Source organism: Massilia sp. LXY-5 (assembly GCF_059801075.1).
Genome location: NZ_JBNNEH010000003.1, coordinates 218,316 through 237,369 on the forward strand (window position 1 = coordinate 218,316; position 19,054 = coordinate 237,369).

14 protein-coding genes are annotated in these 19,054 nt (G+C 66.5%); 10 read left to right on the forward strand and 4 right to left on the reverse strand.

Annotated elements, in window-relative coordinates; genetic code table 11:
- The first annotated feature begins 89 nt into the window (after nucleotides 1-89).
- Together ACI48I_RS10010 and ACI48I_RS10015 are read left to right on the forward strand one after the other, a co-directional pair.
- A complete protein-coding gene (locus ACI48I_RS10010; RefSeq protein ID WP_193687046.1) occupies nucleotides 90-1,274 on the forward strand; it encodes a PilT/PilU family type 4a pilus ATPase in 1,185 nt (394 codons plus the stop codon).
- Nucleotides 1,275-1,293: 19 nt separating this feature from the next.
- Entirely contained in the window at nucleotides 1,294-1,770 is a 477-nt protein-coding gene (locus ACI48I_RS10015) for an adenylyltransferase/cytidyltransferase family protein (protein ID WP_193687045.1), read from the forward strand.
- A 25-nt stretch (nucleotides 1,771-1,795) separates the two neighbouring features.
- Here the strand turns inward: ACI48I_RS10015 and ACI48I_RS10020 are convergent, their stop codons facing one another.
- On the reverse strand, nucleotides 1,796-2,422 hold the full coding sequence (locus ACI48I_RS10020) for a hypothetical protein (protein ID WP_193687044.1): 627 nt from the start codon (nucleotides 2,420-2,422) through the stop codon (nucleotides 1,796-1,798).
- 266 nt (nucleotides 2,423-2,688) lie between these two features.
- Between ACI48I_RS10020 and ACI48I_RS10025 the strand changes: the two genes are divergently transcribed.
- The 6 genes from ACI48I_RS10025 to ACI48I_RS10050 all read left to right on the forward strand — a co-directional run bounded on the left by ACI48I_RS10025 (nucleotide 2,689) and on the right by ACI48I_RS10050 (nucleotide 14,088).
- The gene (locus ACI48I_RS10025) at nucleotides 2,689-4,905 is read left to right on the forward strand and encodes a TonB-dependent receptor (RefSeq protein ID WP_227496583.1); all 2,217 of its coding nucleotides are present in this window, start codon (nucleotides 2,689-2,691) and stop codon (nucleotides 4,903-4,905) included.
- Between the two features lie 14 nt (nucleotides 4,906-4,919).
- A complete protein-coding gene (locus ACI48I_RS10030; RefSeq protein WP_193687043.1) occupies nucleotides 4,920-5,726 on the forward strand; it encodes a carotenoid biosynthesis protein in 807 nt (268 codons plus the stop codon).
- Nucleotides 5,726-7,156 carry an oxygenase MpaB family protein gene (locus tag ACI48I_RS10035; RefSeq protein WP_227496582.1) on the forward strand — a complete coding sequence of 477 codons (1,431 nt, stop codon included), beginning with the start codon at nucleotides 5,726-5,728 and terminating at the stop codon, nucleotides 7,154-7,156. Before ACI48I_RS10030 ends, ACI48I_RS10035 begins: the two co-directional genes overlap by 1 nt.
- Entirely contained in the window at nucleotides 7,153-10,605 is a 3,453-nt protein-coding gene (locus ACI48I_RS10040; RefSeq protein ID WP_498574088.1) for a hybrid sensor histidine kinase/response regulator, read from the forward strand. Before ACI48I_RS10035 ends, ACI48I_RS10040 begins: the two co-directional genes overlap by 4 nt.
- Entirely contained in the window at nucleotides 10,602-11,537 is a 936-nt protein-coding gene (locus ACI48I_RS10045) for a diguanylate cyclase (RefSeq protein ID WP_498574089.1), read from the forward strand. Before ACI48I_RS10040 ends, ACI48I_RS10045 begins: the two co-directional genes overlap by 4 nt.
- A 151-nt stretch (nucleotides 11,538-11,688) precedes the next feature.
- Entirely contained in the window at nucleotides 11,689-14,088 is a 2,400-nt protein-coding gene (locus tag ACI48I_RS10050; RefSeq protein WP_193687041.1) for a catalase, read from the forward strand.
- A gap of 1 nt (nucleotide 14,089) precedes the next feature.
- Here ACI48I_RS10050 and ACI48I_RS10055 read toward each other — a convergent pair whose 3' ends face one another.
- The 3 genes from ACI48I_RS10055 to ACI48I_RS10065 all read right to left on the reverse strand — a co-directional run bounded on the left by ACI48I_RS10055 (nucleotide 14,090) and on the right by ACI48I_RS10065 (nucleotide 16,251).
- The gene (locus tag ACI48I_RS10055) at nucleotides 14,090-14,938 is read right to left on the reverse strand and encodes an alpha/beta hydrolase (RefSeq protein ID WP_227496580.1); all 849 of its coding nucleotides are present in this window, start codon (nucleotides 14,936-14,938) and stop codon (nucleotides 14,090-14,092) included.
- Nucleotides 14,939-15,007: 69 nt separating this feature from the next.
- On the reverse strand, nucleotides 15,008-15,478 hold the full coding sequence (trmL, locus tag ACI48I_RS10060) for a tRNA (uridine(34)/cytosine(34)/5-carboxymethylaminomethyluridine(34)-2'-O)-methyltransferase TrmL (RefSeq protein WP_193687040.1): 471 nt from the start codon (nucleotides 15,476-15,478) through the stop codon (nucleotides 15,008-15,010).
- Nucleotides 15,479-15,492: 14 nt separating this feature from the next.
- Nucleotides 15,493-16,251 (reverse strand): ComF family protein, encoded by a 759-nt coding sequence (locus ACI48I_RS10065; protein WP_193687039.1) that lies wholly within the window; start codon nucleotides 16,249-16,251, stop codon nucleotides 15,493-15,495.
- Between the two features lie 89 nt (nucleotides 16,252-16,340).
- Between ACI48I_RS10065 and ACI48I_RS10070 the strand changes: the two genes are divergently transcribed.
- A complete protein-coding gene (locus tag ACI48I_RS10070; RefSeq protein WP_498574090.1) occupies nucleotides 16,341-17,231 on the forward strand; it encodes a methyltransferase domain-containing protein in 891 nt (296 codons plus the stop codon).
- A gap of 608 nt (nucleotides 17,232-17,839) precedes the next feature.
- Complete coding sequence (coxB, locus tag ACI48I_RS10075) at nucleotides 17,840-19,027, forward strand: cytochrome c oxidase subunit II (protein ID WP_193687037.1); 1,188 nt, start codon at nucleotides 17,840-17,842, stop codon at nucleotides 19,025-19,027.
- Nucleotides 19,028-19,054 lie beyond the last annotated feature (27 nt).

A 19,054-nucleotide genomic window follows, 5' to 3' on the forward strand; every position in this document is an offset into this window, starting at 1 on the left:
GATAGTAATTTAACCAGAATCTTAGTCGATATAATGCGCTCTGGGTGAGATCGACGACGAATCCTTGCCCAACAGTTCAGAAAGGCACCATGACCTCCACCTTTGGCCCGGCCGAAGCCCTCGCTTACATCCAGAAACTGCTGACCGTCATGCACCAGCAGGGCGGCTCGGATCTCTTCATTTCGGCCGATTTCCCGCCCAGCATGAAACACCAGGGCGCGATGAAACCGATGAGCCAGCAGCGCCTGACCGGGGAAGTGACGCGGGCGCTGGCCCTGTCGCTGATGAACGAGCGCCAGCGCGCCGAGTTCGAAGCGCAGATGGAGTGCAATTTCGCGATTTCCCTGCCGAACGTCTGCCGCTTCCGCGTGAATGTCTTCGTGCAGCAGCAGAGCGTCAGCATGGTGGTGCGCACGATCGCTTCCGAAATCCCGAACTTCGAGAAGCTGGAATTGCCCGAAGTCCTGAAAGACGTCGTGATGACCAAGCGCGGCCTGGTGCTGGTCGTCGGCGGCACCGGTTCCGGCAAGTCGACCACCCTCGCCGCGATGATCGACTACCGCAACAGCAACTCGGCCGGCCACATCATCACGGTCGAAGATCCGGTCGAATACGTCCACAAGAACAAGAACTGCCTGGTCACGCACCGCGAGGTCGGCGTCGATACGCACTCCTGGCACAACGCCCTGAAAAACACGCTGCGCCAGGCGCCGGACGTGATCCTGATCGGCGAAATCCGCGACACCGAAACCATGGAGCACGCAATCGCCTTTGCCGAAACCGGCCACCTGTGCCTCGGCACCCTGCACGCGAACAATGCGAACCAGACGATGGACCGCATCATCAACTTCTTCCCGGAAGAGCGCCGCAACCAGTTATTGATGGATTTGTCGGCCAACCTGCGCGCGATCGTCTCGCAGCGCCTGGTGCGCACCGAGGACGGCAAGGGCCGCAAAGCCGCGATCGAAATCCTGCTGAATACCCCGACCATCGGCGAGATGATCCTGAAGGGGAATTTCCACAGCATCAAGGAGATCATGCACAAGTCGCGCGAACTGGGCATGTGCACCTTCGACCAGGCCCTGTACGAGCTCTACAACAAGGGCCATATCAGCTACGACGAGGCGATCCGCAACGCCGATTCGGCCAACGGCCTGCGCCTGCAAATCAAGCTGTCGGGCGAACGGCGCGAAGCCGACGAGGGCGGCGCCAAGGCCTCGCCGCTGTCGATGATGCTCGAAGAAGAGCCGGAAGACCCTGCAAATCCAAGCTGACGCATTTAAAGCCGAACTTATGCCGAATTTCGAAAATAAAATCTGCTCGCGCGCGGAGCTCAAGGCGCGCGTCGCCGCCCTGCCAAAACCTGTCGTGCTGACCAACGGCGTCTTCGACATCCTGCACCGCGGCCACGTGACCTACCTGGCGCAGGCGCGCGAACTGGGCGCTTCGCTGGTGGTCGCGGCCAATACCGACGCCTCCGTGAAACGCCTGGGGAAAGGCGATGACCGTCCCCTGAACACGCTGGCGGACCGGATGGCCGTGCTGGCGGCCCTGGAATCGGTCAGCCTGGTGGTGGAATTCGACGAGGATACGGCGCTCGAAACCGTGCTGGAAGCGCGGCCCGAGATCTACGCGAAAGGCGGCGATTACGAGATGAGCGCGATTCCCGAGGGGCAGGCGGTGCTCGCCTATGGCGGCCAGGCGGTCGCCATCGATTTCGAGCACGACCGCTCGACGACCAAGCTGCTGACCAAGGTACGGGCCGGCTGAGGCAGCCGGCCGTGTACTTCCTTCCTTAATCGCAATCTTTCGTCGCAGTGACGGCGACGTCGCGCAAAGTCGCCGGCCCTTGTGCCCCTTGCTCGATTTCATGGACCACAGCCAGGCACTGGTACGGCGAGACCTCGAGGGTCACTTCGTACTGCTTGCCGGCTTCCGGCGTAAAGGTGCCGCCGAAGCTACGGCAGTATTTCGAACCCGGCGCGCCGGCCGCACTTTGATACGCCATCCGCAGCGCCATCGGCTGGTTGCCAGGAATTTCATATTCGCGGAAATAGGCTTTCGAGAAATAGCCGTCGCGTTTGCCCAGGTTGGCGGTGGTCGGGGTCTCGGGCATGCCGATCGAGGTGTTCTTGGCACGGCCAAACATCGAACCGAACGCGTCGCCGACGCCGCCGGAGACGGTCGTCTTCGGTCCCTTGCCGCCCATGCAGCTGCTGTTCTGGTAAAAATGGACCATCAGGCCGTTCTGGCCGAACAGGCGTACGCGTGCCGGAGCGGGCGTGGCCGCTTCGTTCGAAGCGGCAGGGGCGGGCTGTGCTTCCTGTGCCGAGGCGCCGGCGAGTGCGCACAAGCTCAGCAGCAGGGCGGAGGCGGAACGCAGGGCAATGGTGCGAAAGCCGGCGGAATCGATTGTCTTCATGGTGATGCCTGGTGAGGGAAAGGACGCCCATTGTAAGCATTTAATTCCCTACGGCAACTATTTAAAAGTGGATACGGAACACAGAATCCTGAACAGTTGTTGGCCATCCACGGTATCGCTCAAAGGCACTGTTTCCTAGTTGCACTAACTGATAGACTGCCCTAGTCCAAGCCCAGCCATAAGATGTGTTGACATAAATCAGACACACATTGGGCGGACGCCGTCTCAGGCGGCGTCAGCGTTTAATCAAGAGACTAGGGGAATGCATGTCCAATCGTCAGGTTCGTTCGAACCTCACGCCGCTGGCGCTCGCCATCGCGGGTATCGTCTGCGGCGCTGCCGCGGCAGCACAGGAGGCGCCGGCCGCCGCAGTCATGCATACGGCCGAAGGCGGAATCCAGGAAGTGATCGTCACCGCGCAGCGCACCAGCGGCCTTGAATCGAAAACACCGGTCGCCATGTCGGTCGTCGACGGCGCCGCGCTCGCCGCGGCCGGACTCGATCGCCCGTCCGACATCGGCGCGCGCCTGCCCGGCGTGGCCATCAACGGCGCCGCCGACGGCCTGCGGATCACCATCCGCGGCGTGTCGAACGCCGACGCCACCGAGAAGGGAGAGCCGTCGGCCGCCTTCATGATGGACGGCATCTACATCGCCCGTCCGCACGGCCAGAACCTCGACTTCCTCGACGTCGACCGCATCGAAGTGCTGCGCGGCCCGCAGGGCACCCTGTACGGCCGCAACACCACGGCTGGCGTCGTCAACGTCATCTCGCGCGCGCCGACCGCGCGCTTCGAAGGCGCCGCGGGCGTCGAAATGGGCAACCACGGCAGCCGCAAGGCCGACGCGGTGCTGAACGTACCGGTGAGCGACGCCATCGCGCTGCGCGCCGCCGTGTCGACAAACCGCCGCGACAGCCTGCTGCGCAACGGGCAGGGCACGCCGCACACGCTCGGCCAGGACCGCGACGCCACGACAGGCCGCCTGTCGGCGAAGTTCGCGCTCGGCTCCTCGGCTTCGCTGCTGCTGCGCCTGGACCGCAGCGTCCAGCGCGACAACAACGACGTCATCGTCCCCGACACGAATTTTTACCAGGGTATCGAGACCGGCAACCCGGTACCGTACGACGCCGGCACGGTCGCGCGCCTGACGAATGCCTTCGTGCCGCCGAACACGGTGCCGGAGCAGGGCCACAGCCGCCGCGCCAGCACCGGTCTGGGCGCCGAATTCTCCTGGGACCTGGGCCCGGCCACCTTGCACTACCTGGGCGCGCACCGCAGGTTCGACCACGATTTCCTGGTCAACTATTACTACCGTATCGTGCCCGGCTTCGCGCTGGGCGTGCGCCAGGACTTCGACGGCAGCTTCGAGCAGGATTCGCACGAGCTGCGCGTGGCGACGAACGGCAACGGCCCCGTATCGGGGCAGGCCGGCATCTACTGGTTTCGCGAAGAGATGGCGCAGCTGGCCACCTTCCGCGACCTCGAACTCATCGGGCTGCCTCCGTACTACGTGTTCCCGTCGAATCCGGTCACCTCAAGCAGCCGCGCGCTCTTCGGCCAGGTCACATGGCGCGCGTTGGACGGCTTGCGCCTGACCGCCGGCGCCCGCCGTACCGAAGACCGCAAGTCGCGCTACGGTTCGACCAACCTGCAGCAGGAACAGGTGTTCAACCCGGCCACCGATATCGCCCTGCCGAATGCGGCCGCCCTTGCCACCGGCAAGACCACCTGGCGCCTCGGCGCCGAGTTCGACCTGGCGCCATCGACCATGGCCTATGCCACGGTCTCGACCGGCTACAAGTCGGGTGGCTTCAATGACGGAGCGGCGCCGGATCCTACGCTGGTCTACCGTCCCGAAACGCTGAAGGCTTACGAGCTGGGTATCAAGACCCGCTTCTGGGCCAACCGCGCCGGCCTGAACCTCAGCGCCTACCGCTACGCCTACGACAACCTGCAGCTGTCGGGCGTGGCCATGGTGCAGGGCGTGCCGCGCTTCGTCACCGCCAACGCGGGCGCCGCCAGCGTCAAGGGCGTGGAAGTGGAGGGCGTGCTGAAACCGGTGGCGGCAGGGCGCCTGAGTTATACGCTCGCGTTCACCGACGCCCACTATCTCGCCTACAGCCCGGACGGCGTTCACTCCTGGGCCGGTTACAAACTCGACCGCGCGCCGCGCGCCGTGTTCACGCTCGGCTACGAACATGGCTTCCAGCTGCGCGACGGCGTAATGAAAGCCGGCGTCTTCTCGCGCAGCAGCAGTGAATCCACGATCGGCGTGCCGAGCCAGCTGCTGCGCTACCGGATTCCGGGCCGCACCGAGACCGATATGCGCCTGGGCTACGAGCCGGCGGGTTCGCCCTGGAGCGTGCTGCTGCGCGTGAAGAACCTGCAGAACAAGGTCGAGCCGGTCACGATCGACAGCTTCGGCATGACCGTGCCGAGCGAGCCGCGCGCAGTCGCCTTGCGCGTCGATTACCGGTTCTGAACGGAAGTCCATCCATGACGCTCCCGCGCATCACCCTCGTCCTGCTGGCCCTGGTGGCGGCAAGCCTGCTCGTGCGCGCGCTGGGCGACACCAGCGGCCTGCTGGTGGCCAGTTCGGTGCTGATGTTCGCCTGCTGCGCCAGCAGCGCCGTCCACGTGCTGGGCGCGCGCGCGGCGCTGCGCTTCGTGCTGATCGCGGTCGTCCTCGGCTGGACGGCCGAGCAGCTCGGCTCGACCTATGGCTGGTTCTTCGGTTCCTATACCTATACCGAGGTGCTCGGGCCGCGCATCGGCAAGGTCCCTTTCGTGATCGCGCTGATGTGGTTCGCCCTGAGCTATATCGGCTACGTGATCGCCAACCTGATCGTCTGGCAGACGCCGAGCGACGGCGCCACCGCGCTCGGGCAGACGCTGGCGCAGTCGCTGCTGGCGGCGATGGTCGTCACCGCCTATGACCTCGGCGCCGATCCCTACATGGTGTTCAAGCTGAAGGCCTGGATCATGACGGAGACCGACGGCGGCTGGTTCGGCGAAACCCTGCAGGGCTTCGCCGGCTGGATGTTCGTCTCCTTCGTCATCGTCTTCCTGTTCCGCCTGACCCTGCGGCGGCAGCCGCCGGTCGCCAGGGTGCCGGTGGCGCCGCGCGACATCGCCGTGCCGCTGGCGATCTACGGCGGCAGCCTGCTGTTCCAGGCGCTGCTCGGCGTACCGGTCGAAACGCGCGCCATCGCCGTGTTCGCAATGGGCATTCCGCTGCTGGCCGCCCTGTGCGGCTGGAGCCGCTGGCGCCAGCCGGGCGTGCGCCTGGCGGGGGAGGCGTGATGGGGACCATGTCTGAACCGGTCGCCGCCGACCCGCGCCTGCGCGCCGATCCGCTGGCCGACGACACCATCGCGCGCATCCTCGGGCCATGGGGCGAGGGCACGCCGGCCCTGTCGCGCTGGGACGCGATCGCGGTCGTCAACCGCGAGCTGGCAGGCTGGGAGACCAACGGCGCGCTCGATGGCTGGACCGCTGCTGCGCAGACCCCGGCGCCGATCGCCGCAGCGCTCGAAGACTACGTACGGCAGGCACGCCGGCTGCCCGCCTGGGTCGACGCCGGCAAGGTCGGCTGCGCGGAATCGGTCTTCGTCGACATGAGCATGCTCTCGTGCACGCTGCTGTTTTGCGCCAGCCTGCCCGAGTGTTATGTGCCGGTTGACCTGGCCAGCGTGCTGCACACGGCCGGCCAGCTCGAGCGGCACACCGACTACCGGGTGCGGTCGACGGCGGCGATGATCTTCCCGGTGATGCTGCGCGGCGGCCTGCTCGATGCCGACGGCGGCGGGGTGGCGCAGGTGCTCAAGGTGCGCCTGATCCACGCCACGATCCGCCACCTGATCGTGCGCGGCAACCCGGGCGAGGCGCTCGAACACGGCGCCGCGGTACCCGCCTTGCTGCCCGAAGGCAAGGGCCTGTATCAAACCCTGTTCGCGCGCGGCTGGGACGTGAACGCCAACGGCCTGCCCTGCAACCAGCAAGAGCTGGCCTATACGCTGCTCACGTTTCACTATGTCTTCCTGCGCAGCCTGCGCCGCCTCGGCCTGGGCCTGACAAAAGAGGAGGAGGGCGCCTACCTGCACGCCTGGAACGTGGTCGGCCACCTGCTCGGCATCGAGCAAAGCCTGCTGGTGCAAACGATGAAGGAAGCCGAGGCCCTGTTCGCGCGCCTGCAGGGCGACGGACGCGCGCTGGCTGCAGCCCGCCATGCGCCGGCCACGCGCAAGGCCGGCGCCGCGTTCCATGCGCGCAGCACCGACCCGCGCCCGGCGCTGGCGAACGCCCTGATGGGGGCGATGCAGGCCGAGATTCCACTGCGTTCGTTAAAACCCTTCCCGGTGCTGCTGACGCGCTACCTGTGCGGACGCGAGACGGCGGCGGACCTGGGACTGGACGGGCGCGTGTCCCTGGTTTCGCGCGCCCTGTTCGCGCTCGGCATGGGCGTGACGCGCGCCGTCGATACCCTGGCGCGGGTGGTCCGGCCCGGCTTTTCGATCGCGCGCCTGGCCACGCGCATCCTCGGCTACCGCCTGACGGTGCGCTTCCTGATGGACCAGACGCGGCCCCTGAAACTGCCCGAAGCGCTGCTGCGCCAGGTCGCGGGCGCCGTGAACGACTGGGACGTCGACCCGCAGGCGCCCCGCTGGATGAACAGCATCGAGCGCCGCTTCCGCCCCGATGCCGCCCCAAGCCCACAGGAGGAAGCCGCATGATGTGGTCCGTGTCGCCCCGGCTGCGCGCAGCCCTCGCGCTGCTGCTGCTCCTGGTGCTGTCGCTTGCTTTCCTGCCGCGCGCCCGGGCGGCGTCACCGCTGGTGCTCGACGACCGCAGCGGCAGCGTCGAGGCCTGGCCCGCGCTGACGATGTTCACCGACCCCGGCGGCAAGCTCGGGATCGAGGCCGTGCTGGCCGAACCGCAGCGCTTTACCGCGCCCGTGTCGAGCCATGCGACGCTCGGGGTGCAGAACGACCCGGTCTGGCTGCACATCCCGGTCAGGGTGCCGGCCGGCAGCCGCGCGGCCTGGATCGCGGAGATCGATTACGCGGTCCTGAACAAGGTCGATTTCTTCGTGGTGAGCGAGGGTGTCCTGCGCCAGCATGGCGTGGCCGGCAACCTGCAGCCGCCGCAAGCGGGCGGGCGCCGGGTGCGCACGCCGGCCGTGCTGCTCGACCTGCTGCACGGCCAGCGCCACGACATCTACCTGCGCATCGAGAATACCGGTGCGATGGTGCTGCCGCTGCGCTTCTCGCAGCCCGCGGTATTTCATGCCGATGCCGTCAACGAGCAGATGCTGCAAGGCCTGCTGCTGGGCCTGAGCCTGTGCTTGCTGCTTTACAGCCTGGCCCAGGCGCTGAACCTGCGCGAGCCGCTGTTTGGCAAGTACGCGCTGATGATCGCCGGCACGACCCTGTTCTCGGCCGAGTTCTTCGGCATCGGCAGCCAGTACTTCTGGGGCGCCAACGCCTGGATGAACATCCATGCCGGCGGCCTGTTCGCCCTGATGTCCTCCTGCGGCGCCTACCTGTTCGTCGAGCAGGCGCTCGCGCGTCCCGGCAAGGACCGCATCTTCAGCCGCCTGATGAAAACCGGCGCCGCGCTCACCGCTTGCGCCGCGCTGGCATTCGCTGCTGACCTGATCAGCGTCGGGCAGCTGGTGATCATCGTCAGCACGCTCGGCATCATGCCGATGCTGCTGGGCCTGCCGGGCGCACTGAATCGCGCGCGCCGCGGCGACCCGGTCGGTCTGTATTTCCTGCTCGGCTGGGCACTGAGCTTCACCGGCTCGCTCGTGCTGAGCCAGATGATCAACGGCGCGGTGGACGCCGGCTTCTGGACCATGCACTCGCTGCAGTTCACGAATGCGGTCGACATGGTCATCTTCATGCGCGTGCTTGGCCTGCGCACGGGTGCGATCCGCAATGCCATGCTGCGCGCGGAAGCGGCGACCCGCCTGAAATCGGACTTCCTGGCCAACATGAGCCACGAGATCCGCACCCCGATGAATGCGATCATCGGCATGAGCCGGCTGGCCCTGATGGCCGATCCGGCACCGCGCCTGCGCAACTACCTGGGCAAGATCCTGGGCGCGGGCGAACACCTGCTCGGCATCGTCAACGACATCCTCGATTTCTCGAAGATCGAGGCCGGCCAGCTGAAGATCGAGCAGGTCGAGTTCGACCTCAACGACCTGCTCGAGCACCTGTCCAACCTCACCGCCATCAAGCTCGATGCGCGCCGCGTCGAACTCGTGTTCCGCGTCGGACGCGGCGTGCCGGCGCGCCTGGTCGGCGATCCGCTGCGCCTGGGCCAGATCCTGATCAACCTCACCAGCAATGCCGTCAAGTTCACCGGGGAGGGCGAGATCGTCGTCGGCGTCGAGGTGGCAGCGCGCAGTACCGGCGCATTGACCCTGCGTTTCTGCGTCACCGACACCGGCATCGGCATGGACGCGGACCAGCTGGCGCGCCTGTTCCAGTCCTTCCGCCAGGGCGACGATTCGATCACGCGCAAGTACGGCGGCACGGGGCTCGGCCTCTCGATTTCGAAGCAGCTGGTCGAATTGATGGGCGGCGCGATCGCCGTCACCAGCACCCCGAACGTCGGCAGCAGCTTCAGTTTCACGGTGCCGCTCGGGGAGGCGGGGAGCGCGCCCGGCGTGCTTTCCGCTCCCGGAGCCGCGCTCCAGCAGATGCGCCTGCTGGTGGTCGACGACAGCGAGACGGCGCGCGCTGCGCTGGTCGAAATGTTGGAGGGCTTCGGCATCGCCGCCGACGCGGCCTCGTGCGGAAAAGAGGCGCTGGCACGATGGAAGGACGCGGCAGCACGCGGCAAACCCTACCAGGTCGTGCTGATGGACTACCTGATGCCGGGCTGGGACGGCGTCGAGACGATCCGCCGTATCCGCGCGGCCGGGGATATCGGCGCCGCGCCCTCGATCCTGATGGTCAGCGCCTGCGCGCGCGAAACGGTACAGCTGCAGGCGGGACAGCTGCAGCTGCAGGGCTTCCTGAACAAGCCGGTGGGCCCGGCGCTGCTGTACCACAGCCTGCTGCGGGTGCTGCGTCCGGACCTGGCCCCGGGCGGTGCGCCCGAGCGGATGGAAGCGGACCCGCGTGGCCTGGCGCGGCTGCGCGGTGCGCGCATCCTGCTGGTCGAGGACAACGCCAACAACCGCGAAGTGGCGCTCGACTTCCTGGCCGCCGCCCCGGTCCACGTCGACGTCGCCGTCCATGGCGGCGAGGCGGTCGAGATGGTGCAGCTGCACGACTACGACCTGGTGCTGATGGATATCCAGATGCGCGAGGTCGACGGCCTCACCGCCACGCGCCGCATCCGCGCCATCGAGCGCCTGCGCGCGCTGCCGATCGTCGCCATGACCGCGCACGCAATGGCGGGCGACCGCGAACGCAGCCTCGCGGCCGGCATGAACGACCATCTCGCCAAGCCGATCGATCCGGACCTGTTGTTCCGCACCCTGCTGGCCTGGATCGACCCGGCGCGCCTGGACGGGCGCGCAGCGCCGGCCGCGCAGGTTGAGACGCTGCCGGGCAACGACACCGTCCTGCTGCCGGCCGTGCCCGGCGTCGACTGGGACACGGCGCTGGCCGGCGTCAGCCACCAGCATGCGCGCCTGATCAAGCGCGTGCGCAGCTTCGTGCAGGAATACCGCGCGGCGCCGCGCCAGCTGGCCGAGGCCCTGGCCAGCGGCGACGAGGCGCCGCTGGCAGCGCTGGCGCACAACCTGAAGTCGAGCGCGGCCTATGTCGGCGCCTACGAGCTGGCGGCGCAGGCGCGGCGCCTCGAGGAAGCGCTGCGCGCCGATGAAGCGCAACGCGCGGCCGGCATGGTGCCGGCCCTGATCGCGACCCTCGACACCATCCTGGCCGGGATGGCGCCGCTGGCCGGTCCGCGCGACCAGCCTGCGCGCCCGCCCGACGGCTTGCCGGCGCTGGTGGCGCGCCTCGCGGCCCAGCTGGCGGCGGACGACGCGCGCGCCCGCGATACCCTGGCCGAACTGCAGGCGCGGCTCCCCGCCGCCGCCTTTGCTGCGCCCCTGGCCGCAATCGCGCACGCCGTGAGCGAGCTCGAATACGAGGCCGCCCTGGCGCCGCTCGCCGAACTGGAAGGGCTGCTGCGCCCGAACCTGGAGGAATGCGCATGACGCCCGCCGAACCGCAGAAAGTCCTGGTCGCCGACGACGACCCGGTCAACCGCGACGTGCTGTGCGAGCTGCTCCAGCCCGAGTACACGGTGCTGCTCGCGAAGAACGGCGCCCAGGCCGTCGAGCGCGCGACGCGCCACGTGCCCGACCTGATCCTGCTCGACGTGATGATGCCGGACATGAGCGGCTTCGAAGTCCTGCGCCGCCTGCGCGCCACGCCCCAGACCGAACACGTCTCGGTCATCTTCATTTCGGGCCTCGACCGTCCGGAAGACGAAGCGGCCGGCCTCAAGATGGGCGCCTCCGACTACATCGCCAAGCCCTTCAATGCGACGGTGGTGCTGGCGCGGGTGGCGCTGCACCTTCAATTGGTGCGCCAGCGGCGCCTGCTCGAACACCTGGCCCACGTCGACGGCCTGACCGAGCTGGCCAACCGGCGCCGCTTCGACGACGTCTACGACCTCGAATGGCAGCGCGCCCGCCGCAGCGGCCGGCCGCTGTCGCTGGCCCTGCTCGACATCGACTCCTTTAAACAGTTCAACGATTTATATGGCCACCCGGCCGGCGACCGCGCCCTGCGTGCGGTTGCGCGCGTGGCCGGCACCCACATGCGGCGCCCGGCCGACCTGGCGGCGCGCTACGGCGGCGAAGAGCTGGTGCTCCTGATGCCGGAAACCGATGCCGTTCAGGCGCTGCAGATCGCGCAGGCCTTGCGCCAGGCAGTGGCCGAGCTGATGATCGCCCATGCCGGTTCCGCGGCGGCGTCCTGCATCACGGTCAGCATCGGCGGCGCCAGCCTCGACCCGGCCCAGGCGGAAAGCTCGGCAGCGCTGTTCGAGGCGGCGGATGTGCAGTTGTATCGGGCCAAGCAGGGCGGACGCAATCGGGTGATGTGGCGGGGCGCGCAAGAAGCGCTTACTGACGCGGGATAATTGTTATTTCTGGCTGGGAAATGCAATGCGCCTTTGTCGAGGGAATACTTGTTGCCTGATCAATTGCGTTAGTTCACTAACATAGCGCTCACTGCTGGTCGGTTATGTTGTTCGTTGAATCGAAGACAACTGATCAACCAGCGAGGACCGCATGACCACACGCAATAACAAATCCGGCGCCACCGATGGCGCCGGTTCCGTACTGAGCACCGTCGCCGGGCCATCGACCAGCACGCCGCCATCGAGCCTGGGCAGCAGCGATCCGGTTCCCGAGCGCCTGCTCGAGAAAACCAGCGCCGAAAAGGACCTGGCCGCCGCCATGCCCTTCAATCCGAACAAGCCGGCCGAGTACGGCGATGCGTCGGGCACCCCACCCGAGGGCGACCATCACCAGCCGTCGACGCCGGCCGCGACCGGCAGCACGAGCAGCGAAATCATGATGTCGGAGAAGGTCGGCAACGGCCAGCCGCCGGTCGGCCAGAATCCGACCGTGGCGCCGCTTGACCGCGTGCGTGTGGATCCGAGCGACCGCCACCTGACCACCAACCAGGGCGTGCCGGTGGCGGACAACCAGCATTCGCTCAAGATCGGCCTGCGCGGACCGACCGCGATGGAAGATTTTATTCTGCGCGAAAAGATCACCCATTTCGACCATGAACGCATTCCCGAGCGCGTGGTGCATGCGCGCGGCTCGGCCGCGCACGGCTATTTCGAGTCCTACGGCGACTTCAGCGAACTGACCCGCGCGGTCCCGTTCGCCGCCAAGGGCAAGCGCACCCCGGTCTTCGTGCGCTTCTCGACCGTCGCCGGCGAACGCGGCTCGACCGACACGGCGCGCGACGTGCGCGGCTTCGCGGTCAAGTTTTATACGGAGCAGGGCAACTGGGACCTGGTGGGCAACAACATCCCGGTCTTCTTCATCCAGGATGCGATGAAATTCCCCGACCTGGTGCACGCCGCCAAGCCGGAACCGCACCATGCGATGCCGCAGGCCGCCACGGCCCACGACACCTTCTGGGACTTCGCCTCGCTGTCTCCGGAAATCGCGCACATGCTGATGTGGGTGATGTCCGACCGCGCCATCCCGCGCAGCTACCGCACGATGCAGGGCTTCGGTGTGCACACCTTCCGCCTGATCAACGCGCAGGGCGAGTCGCGCTTCGTGAAATTCCACTGGACCCCGTTACAGGGCACGCACTCGCTGGTCTGGGACGAGGCGGTGCGTATTTCCGGCGCCGATTCCGACTTCCACCGGCGCGACCTGTGGGAAGCGATCGAGGGCGGCAATTTCCCGGAATGGGAACTGGGCCTGCAAATCTTCACCGAAGAGCAGGCCGCATCCTTCCCCTTCGACATCCTCGATGCCACCAAGCTGGTGCCGGAAGAGCTCGTTCCGATCACGCCGGTCGGCCGCATGGTGCTCGACCGTAACCCGGACAACTTCTTTGCCGAGACCGAGCAGGTGGCCTTCTGCACCGCGCACATCGTGCCGGGCATCGATTTTTCCAATGACCCGCTGCTGCAAGGCCGCAACCACTCCTACCTGGACACCCAGATCAGCCGCCTGGGCGGCGCGAATTTCCATGAAATTCCGATCAATTCGCCGATCGTCCAGATCCAGAACAACCAGCGCGACGGCATGCACCGCCAGGCCATCAACCGCGGCCGTGTGAACTACGAGCCGAACTCGCTGGGCGGTGGCTGTCCATTCCAGGCCGGCAAGGCCGGCTTCACCAGCTTCCCGGAACGCTTCACGACCGAAGACAAGGTGCGCGGCAATCCCGCCCTGTTCGCCGAGCACTACGGCCAGGCGCGCCTGTTCTACCAGAGCCAGAGCGCGGCCGAGCAGACCCACATCGCCAACGCCTTCCGCTTCGAGCTGACCCGGGTGCAAACCCCGGCCGTGCGCGAGCGCATGCTGGCTTTGCTGGCGAATGTCGACGACGGCCTGGTGGCCAAGGTGGCCGAAGGCCTGGGGATGGACGTGCCGGCGCCGCTGCCGATGGCCAGCCCGGATCCGGTCCCGGTCTACGATCCATCGCCGGCGCTGTCGCTGCTGAGCCGTCCGGGCGAAACCGGCATCCGCACCCGCCGCGTGGCGATCCTGGTGGCCAATGGCGTGGACGGCAAACAGGTGCGCAAGCTGTATGCGGACTTGCTGAAGGATGGCGCCGTGCCTCGCCTGGTGGGCAACATGCTGGGCAAGGTCAAGGCCAGCGCCGGCGACCCGCTGGATGTCGAGATCTCGCTCGAAGCCGGCCCGTCGGTGATGTACGACGCCGTGATCGTGCCCGATGGCGACAAATCGGCCGAGCTGCTGGCGCGCAACGCCCACGCGATCGACTTCCTGCGCGAGCAGTACCGCCATTGCAAGCCGATCATGGTGCTGGGCAGCGGCGCCGCTTTGCTGGCCAAGGCCATGATTCCGGCGACGCTGCCGGATGGTTCGGACGATCCGGCGCTGCTGGTCGATGCCGGCCTGGATGCCTTCAAGCAGGCGCTGGCCAGCCACCGCTCCTTCGCGCGCGAGACCGATCCGCCGATGGTCTGATCTATCCTGGCCCGCGCTGTTCGGCGGGCTTGCGGAAAGCCGTCCGGAATGCGCGCAGCGCAGCCGGATGGTAGACCGTACGGTGGTTTTCTTCGGGGAAGGCCGCCAGTTCGAAGCGCAGACCGGGTGCTGCGGCCGTGTCGAACACTTGCTTGAGCCGGCCAGCGAGCGCCGGCATACCCGGTTCGCCGCTGGCGGCGACGAACAGCGTTTTATTCCCATGACGCCGCGTGCGCAGCTGCGCCGCCCCCTTCGCCAGCAAGCCTTCGCGATTCCACCACAGGCTCGGATCGACGGCGATATAGGTGTCGAACATCTCCGGGGCGACAAAATACGTTTCCATCACGAACAGGCCGGCCAGCGATTCGCCGACGATGGCCGTTTCGCCCGTGGTCCGGTAACGCCCGCTAATCGCCGGCATCAGCTCGGTGCGGATGAAAGCGCGAAACGCTTCCGAGCGCCCGATCACGGGCGCGATCTTGCGGTCTTCCGGATCGTCGCTGGGGCCCGTCAGGTCGCGGCGGCGCTGCGTGTTTTCGATACCGACGAGCATGAACGGGCGCATGGTGCCGCTCGCGACCGAGATCTGCAGCAATCCCGCGATATGCAGGAAATCCTCTTCCAGGCCGCCGTCAGGCATGTACAGGACGGGCAGGGGCGCGCCGTTTGCGGCCGGCGCGTTATAGACATTGATGCGGCGGTTCTCACCGAGCACGCTGGAGGGCAGCATGAAGGTGTCGCCGATCGCCAGCGGCGCCGCGGCAAGCGCCGACTGGGCACCGGCGCGTGCGCAGGCGGCGAGGGCGGCCAGCGCGGCGGCGGCCTGTAACACGGTTCGGCGGTTGGTCAATGCGGCTCCTCGGCAGTGTGCGTGCCGAGCAGTGTGCCTGTCCGCCGCGCGCAGGGTCAAGTACTGCGTTCAGACGCCGCCGGCGTAACCGTTCTGGCGCCAGGCCTCGTAGACCACGACCGCCACCGTGTTCGACAGGTTCAGGCTGCGGTTGTCCGGCATCATCGGCAGGCGGATGCGTTGGGATGCCGGAAAGCTTTCGCGGAAGGCAGGTGCGAGGCCGCGCGATTCGGGTCCGAAGACGAACACGTCGCCCGGTTTGAATGCGGCGTCGGCGAAGGGGGAGGAACCGTGGGTCGTCAGCGCGAACATGCGGCTCGGGTCGGGCTGGGTGTCCGCCAGGAAGGCTTCCCAGTTCTTGTGCACCTTCATCGTCGCGTAGTCGTGGTAATCGAGCCCGGCGCGGCGCATCTTGGCGTCGTCGAGGGGGAAACCGAGCGGTTCGATCAGGTGCAACTGGACGCCGGTGTTGGCGCACAGGCGGATGACGTTGCCCGTGTTGGGCGGGATTTCCGGTTCAAACAGGACTACGTGAAACAAGCGCTTCTCCTCGATCAATGGGGTGGCGTGCGGGCGAACACCAGGTTCGTCACCCGCAGCGCGCCGGCCGCCTTCAGGGTGGCGGCCAGTTCGTTCAATGTGTGGCCGCTCGTCATGACGTCGTCGACGACGCCGACGTGGCGGCCCTGTATTCTCTCTGCCATGTCCGGCGCGATCTCGAAGGCGCCGCGGATGTTGGCCGCCCGTTCGCGCGGCCTCACGCCCGACTGCGCGGCCGTCTCGACGGCACGCGTTGCCAGGCGCGGCTGCAGCCCGACACCGAGCGCACTCGCCAGCGGCCGGGCGATCTCGAGCGCCTGGTTGAAGCCGCGCTCCCGCAAGCGGCGCGGCCCCAGCGGGACCGGGCACAGCAGATCGGGCAGGGGCAAGCCGGGCCGCGCCAGCACCGCGTCCCGCAGCAGGCCCGCGCACCAGGGCGCCAGCGGCAGCCGGGCGCCGAATTTCAGGCCGAGCACCAGGCCGTCGAGCGGCGCCGCGTAATCGACGGCGACGACCGTGGCATCATGAGCCGGTTCGTCGGCAAGGCAGGCGCCGCAGGCTTGCCCGGGCAGTTCTGTTGGGCCAAGCGGGTTGGCGCAGCAGGGACAGCGCGGTCCGCCGGGCGCCGCGTAACTCAGCGTGCAGGACGCGCAGACGGCACCCGGCGCCTGCTCGCCGCACAGGGCGCACGAACTTGGCAACAGCATGGGCAGCAGCCGGCCGGCCAGGGCGCGCGGCCAGCGCAGCAACAACGGTTCGATGCGCTCACCCATCGGCTCGGCTCTCCGCAAACCTGTACACTTCCGCCATTATCTCATTTGAACGCAACAGAACCATGGCTTCTCCCTCGTCCCCATCGAAAATGAGCGCACCGATTGACCAGTCGCGTGTGCGTGCACTGTTCGCGGAACCGCAGCGCGTGGCCGCTGCCGACTTCCTGCGCCGCGAGATCGCCGCGCGCATGCACGAGCGGCTGAGCCTGGTAAAGATCGTGCCGCAGCGCGTGCTCGACGCCGGCTGCGGCACCGGGCCCGATCTCGGCACCCTGCAAAAAACCTATCCGGCGGCCCAGATCATCGGCATGGATGCCTCGAGCGCCATGCTGGCCGAGGCCAAAGCGCCGGCGCCGGCGCTGCGCTCGCTGAACCAGATGCTCAGCCGCCTGATGCCGGCCAAGGCCGGCGTCGATCTTCTTTGCGGCGACTTTGGAATCCTGCCATTCGGTCCGAACTCGCTCGACCTGGTGTGGTCGAACCTGGCGCTGCACTGGCATCCGCAGCCCGACCGCGTGTTCGCCGAGTGGCGCCGCGTGCTGCGCGTCGATGGTTTATTGATGTTCTCGAATTTCGGTCCCGACACCTTCAAGGAATTGCGCGCGGCGTTTGCCGAGCTCGACGAATCGCCGCATACCTTGCCCTTCGTCGACATGCACGATTTCGGCGATCAACTGGTGGAAGCTGGCTTCTCGACGCCGGTGATGGATGCCGAGCGCATCACCGTCACCTATGGCACGGTCGAGGCGCTGCTGGCGGATGTGCGGGCGATCGGCGGCAACCCGCTGGCGACGCGCCGGCGCGGCCTGATCGGGCGCGCGGCCTGGCAGCGCATGGTGGATGCACTGGAAGCGCAGCGTGGGGCGGACGGCAAGATTGGCTTGAGTTTCGAGGTGATTTATGGCCACGCGTTCCGGCCCGTGCCGAAGACGACTGCGGCGGGGGAGGCGATCGTGCAATTCCGGCCGCGCAAACCGTGATGTCGGCCGTGGATATCCTGTCGCGGCCCGGTTGAAAGATCCGGGCTACGGTGGCGATGCACGCGTGGGCAAAGGTGCCCGGTAAACCCGTCATCAAGGCCATTGGCCTCGATGACCCGTACGTCATGCGACGGCCAGTGGCAGCGGCGTAACGTAGGGTGGGCTCTCGAGCCCACGCGTTCGTGCCGGAGAAACCCGGGTACTGGTATAAATCGCTAACACGGCTAACTCGCAGCGGCAAGGCCCATACGGCAACGCTCGATGCTCTAATGCACGAAATATCACAGCGATGGCAAGGATTTTCCTTGAATAAAAATTAGCGATTTGAGTATAATCAATGACTATTTTTTCGTCCTCTGCCCTGTAAACATTGAAAAACAGGGTGAAATGGTGGAAGAATTAGAAAATTGAAAAGCAGCATCAGCAAGTTTGGCGCCCGTCAGTGTTGTTGCAGTTGCTGATGGACGAGCATGGTTTCAACCAGTTGCGCGTCCACAAGCCGTGCCGCCGGGAACCAGCTTGCACTTGGTTTCGGAGCGGCGGCGGTTCGTTCATGGAATTGCTGACCGTTTAAAAATATTCTTATTTTGGGTGGTTGGGGACAATTCATGACATATGCAAAGCGACTTCACGCCTTGGTGCTCGGTCTCGCAGTATGGACCAGTATCCCGGCACTGGCGGCCCCGGAAATCACGGGGCGGCCGGTGGAACACCAGTTGAACATGCAAACTCCGGTGACTGGGATCGGCGCTGACATCTACAGCTTGCACAACTGGATGATGCTGGTCTGCCTCATCATCTTCCTCGGCGTCTTCGGCGTCATGTTCTACTCGGTGTTCAAGCACCGCAAATCCCTCGGCCACAAACCGGCCACCTTCCACGAATCGACCGCCGTCGAAATCGCCTGGACCATCGTTCCCTTCCTGATCGTCATCGGCATGGCCCTGCCTGCCACCAAGACGGTCGTCGCCCTGAAGGACACCTCGAATGCCGATTTGACCATCAAGGCCACCGGCATGCAGTGGAAATGGGGCTACGACTACCTGAAGGGCGAAGGCGAGGGCATCAGCTTCCTGTCGAACCTGTCGACCCCGCGCAGCCAGATCGGCGAGCCGGGCGTGGCGCCGACCGAAGCACGCGGCGAAAACTACTTGCTCGAAGTCGACAGGGAAGTGGTGGTCCCGGTCGGCAAGAAGGTCCGCATGGTCCTGACCGCCAACGACGTGATCCACGCCTGGACGATTCCGGCGTTTGCCATCAAGCAGGATGCGATCCCCGGTTTCGTGCGCGACGCCTGGTTCAAGGCCGACAAGGTCGGCGTCTACCGCGGCAACTGCGTCGAGCTGTGCGGCAAGGACCACGCCTTCATGCCGATCGTGGTGCGCGTCGTCTCCGCCGAGGATTACACTGCCTGGGTCGCGGGCGAGAAAAAGAAAATGGCCGCGCTGGCCGACGATCCGACCAAGGTCTGGACCATCGACGAACTCAAAACCAAGGGTGAAGCCGTCTACGCCGCCAACTGCGTGGCTTGCCACCAGGCCAACGGCAAGGGCATCCCGAACACCTTCGCCCCGCTCGACGGTTCGCCGGTCGTGAACGGCCCCAGGGCGCACCAGGTCGACGTGCTGCTGCATGGCCAGGATACGCCGGCCTATGCGGCGGCCATGCCGGCCTGGAAGCAGCTGTCGGATTCGGACATTGCGGCGGTGATTACCTATACCCGCAATTCCTGGTCGAACAAGGCCGCCGAAAACATCGTCCAACCGGCCGAAGTGCTGGCTGCACGCAGCAAGTAACGTAGCAAGCAAGATCGTTTCCAGGAT

Coding starts and splice junctions, on each gene's coding strand:
- ACI48I_RS10030 (WP_193687043.1), top strand. CDS start 4,920: ATGACGCTCCCGCGCATCACCCTCGTCCTGCTGGCCCTGGTGGCGGCA.
- ACI48I_RS10040 (WP_498574088.1), top strand. CDS start 7,153: ATGATGTGGTCCGTGTCGCCCCGGCTGCGCGCAGCCCTCGCGCTGCTG.
- ACI48I_RS10010 (WP_193687046.1), top strand. CDS start 90: ATGACCTCCACCTTTGGCCCGGCCGAAGCCCTCGCTTACATCCAGAAA.
- ACI48I_RS10035 (WP_227496582.1), top strand. CDS start 5,726: ATGGGGACCATGTCTGAACCGGTCGCCGCCGACCCGCGCCTGCGCGCC.
- ACI48I_RS10050 (WP_193687041.1), top strand. CDS start 11,689: ATGACCACACGCAATAACAAATCCGGCGCCACCGATGGCGCCGGTTCC.
- ACI48I_RS10020 (WP_193687044.1), bottom strand. CDS start 2,422: ATGAAGACAATCGATTCCGCCGGCTTTCGCACCATTGCCCTGCGTTCC.
- ACI48I_RS10015 (WP_193687045.1), top strand. CDS start 1,294: ATGCCGAATTTCGAAAATAAAATCTGCTCGCGCGCGGAGCTCAAGGCG.
- coxB (WP_193687037.1), top strand. CDS start 17,840: ATGACATATGCAAAGCGACTTCACGCCTTGGTGCTCGGTCTCGCAGTA.
- ACI48I_RS10070 (WP_498574090.1), top strand. CDS start 16,341: ATGAGCGCACCGATTGACCAGTCGCGTGTGCGTGCACTGTTCGCGGAA.
- ACI48I_RS10025 (WP_227496583.1), top strand. CDS start 2,689: ATGTCCAATCGTCAGGTTCGTTCGAACCTCACGCCGCTGGCGCTCGCC.
- ACI48I_RS10045 (WP_498574089.1), top strand. CDS start 10,602: ATGACGCCCGCCGAACCGCAGAAAGTCCTGGTCGCCGACGACGACCCG.
- ACI48I_RS10065 (WP_193687039.1), bottom strand. CDS start 16,251: ATGGGTGAGCGCATCGAACCGTTGTTGCTGCGCTGGCCGCGCGCCCTG.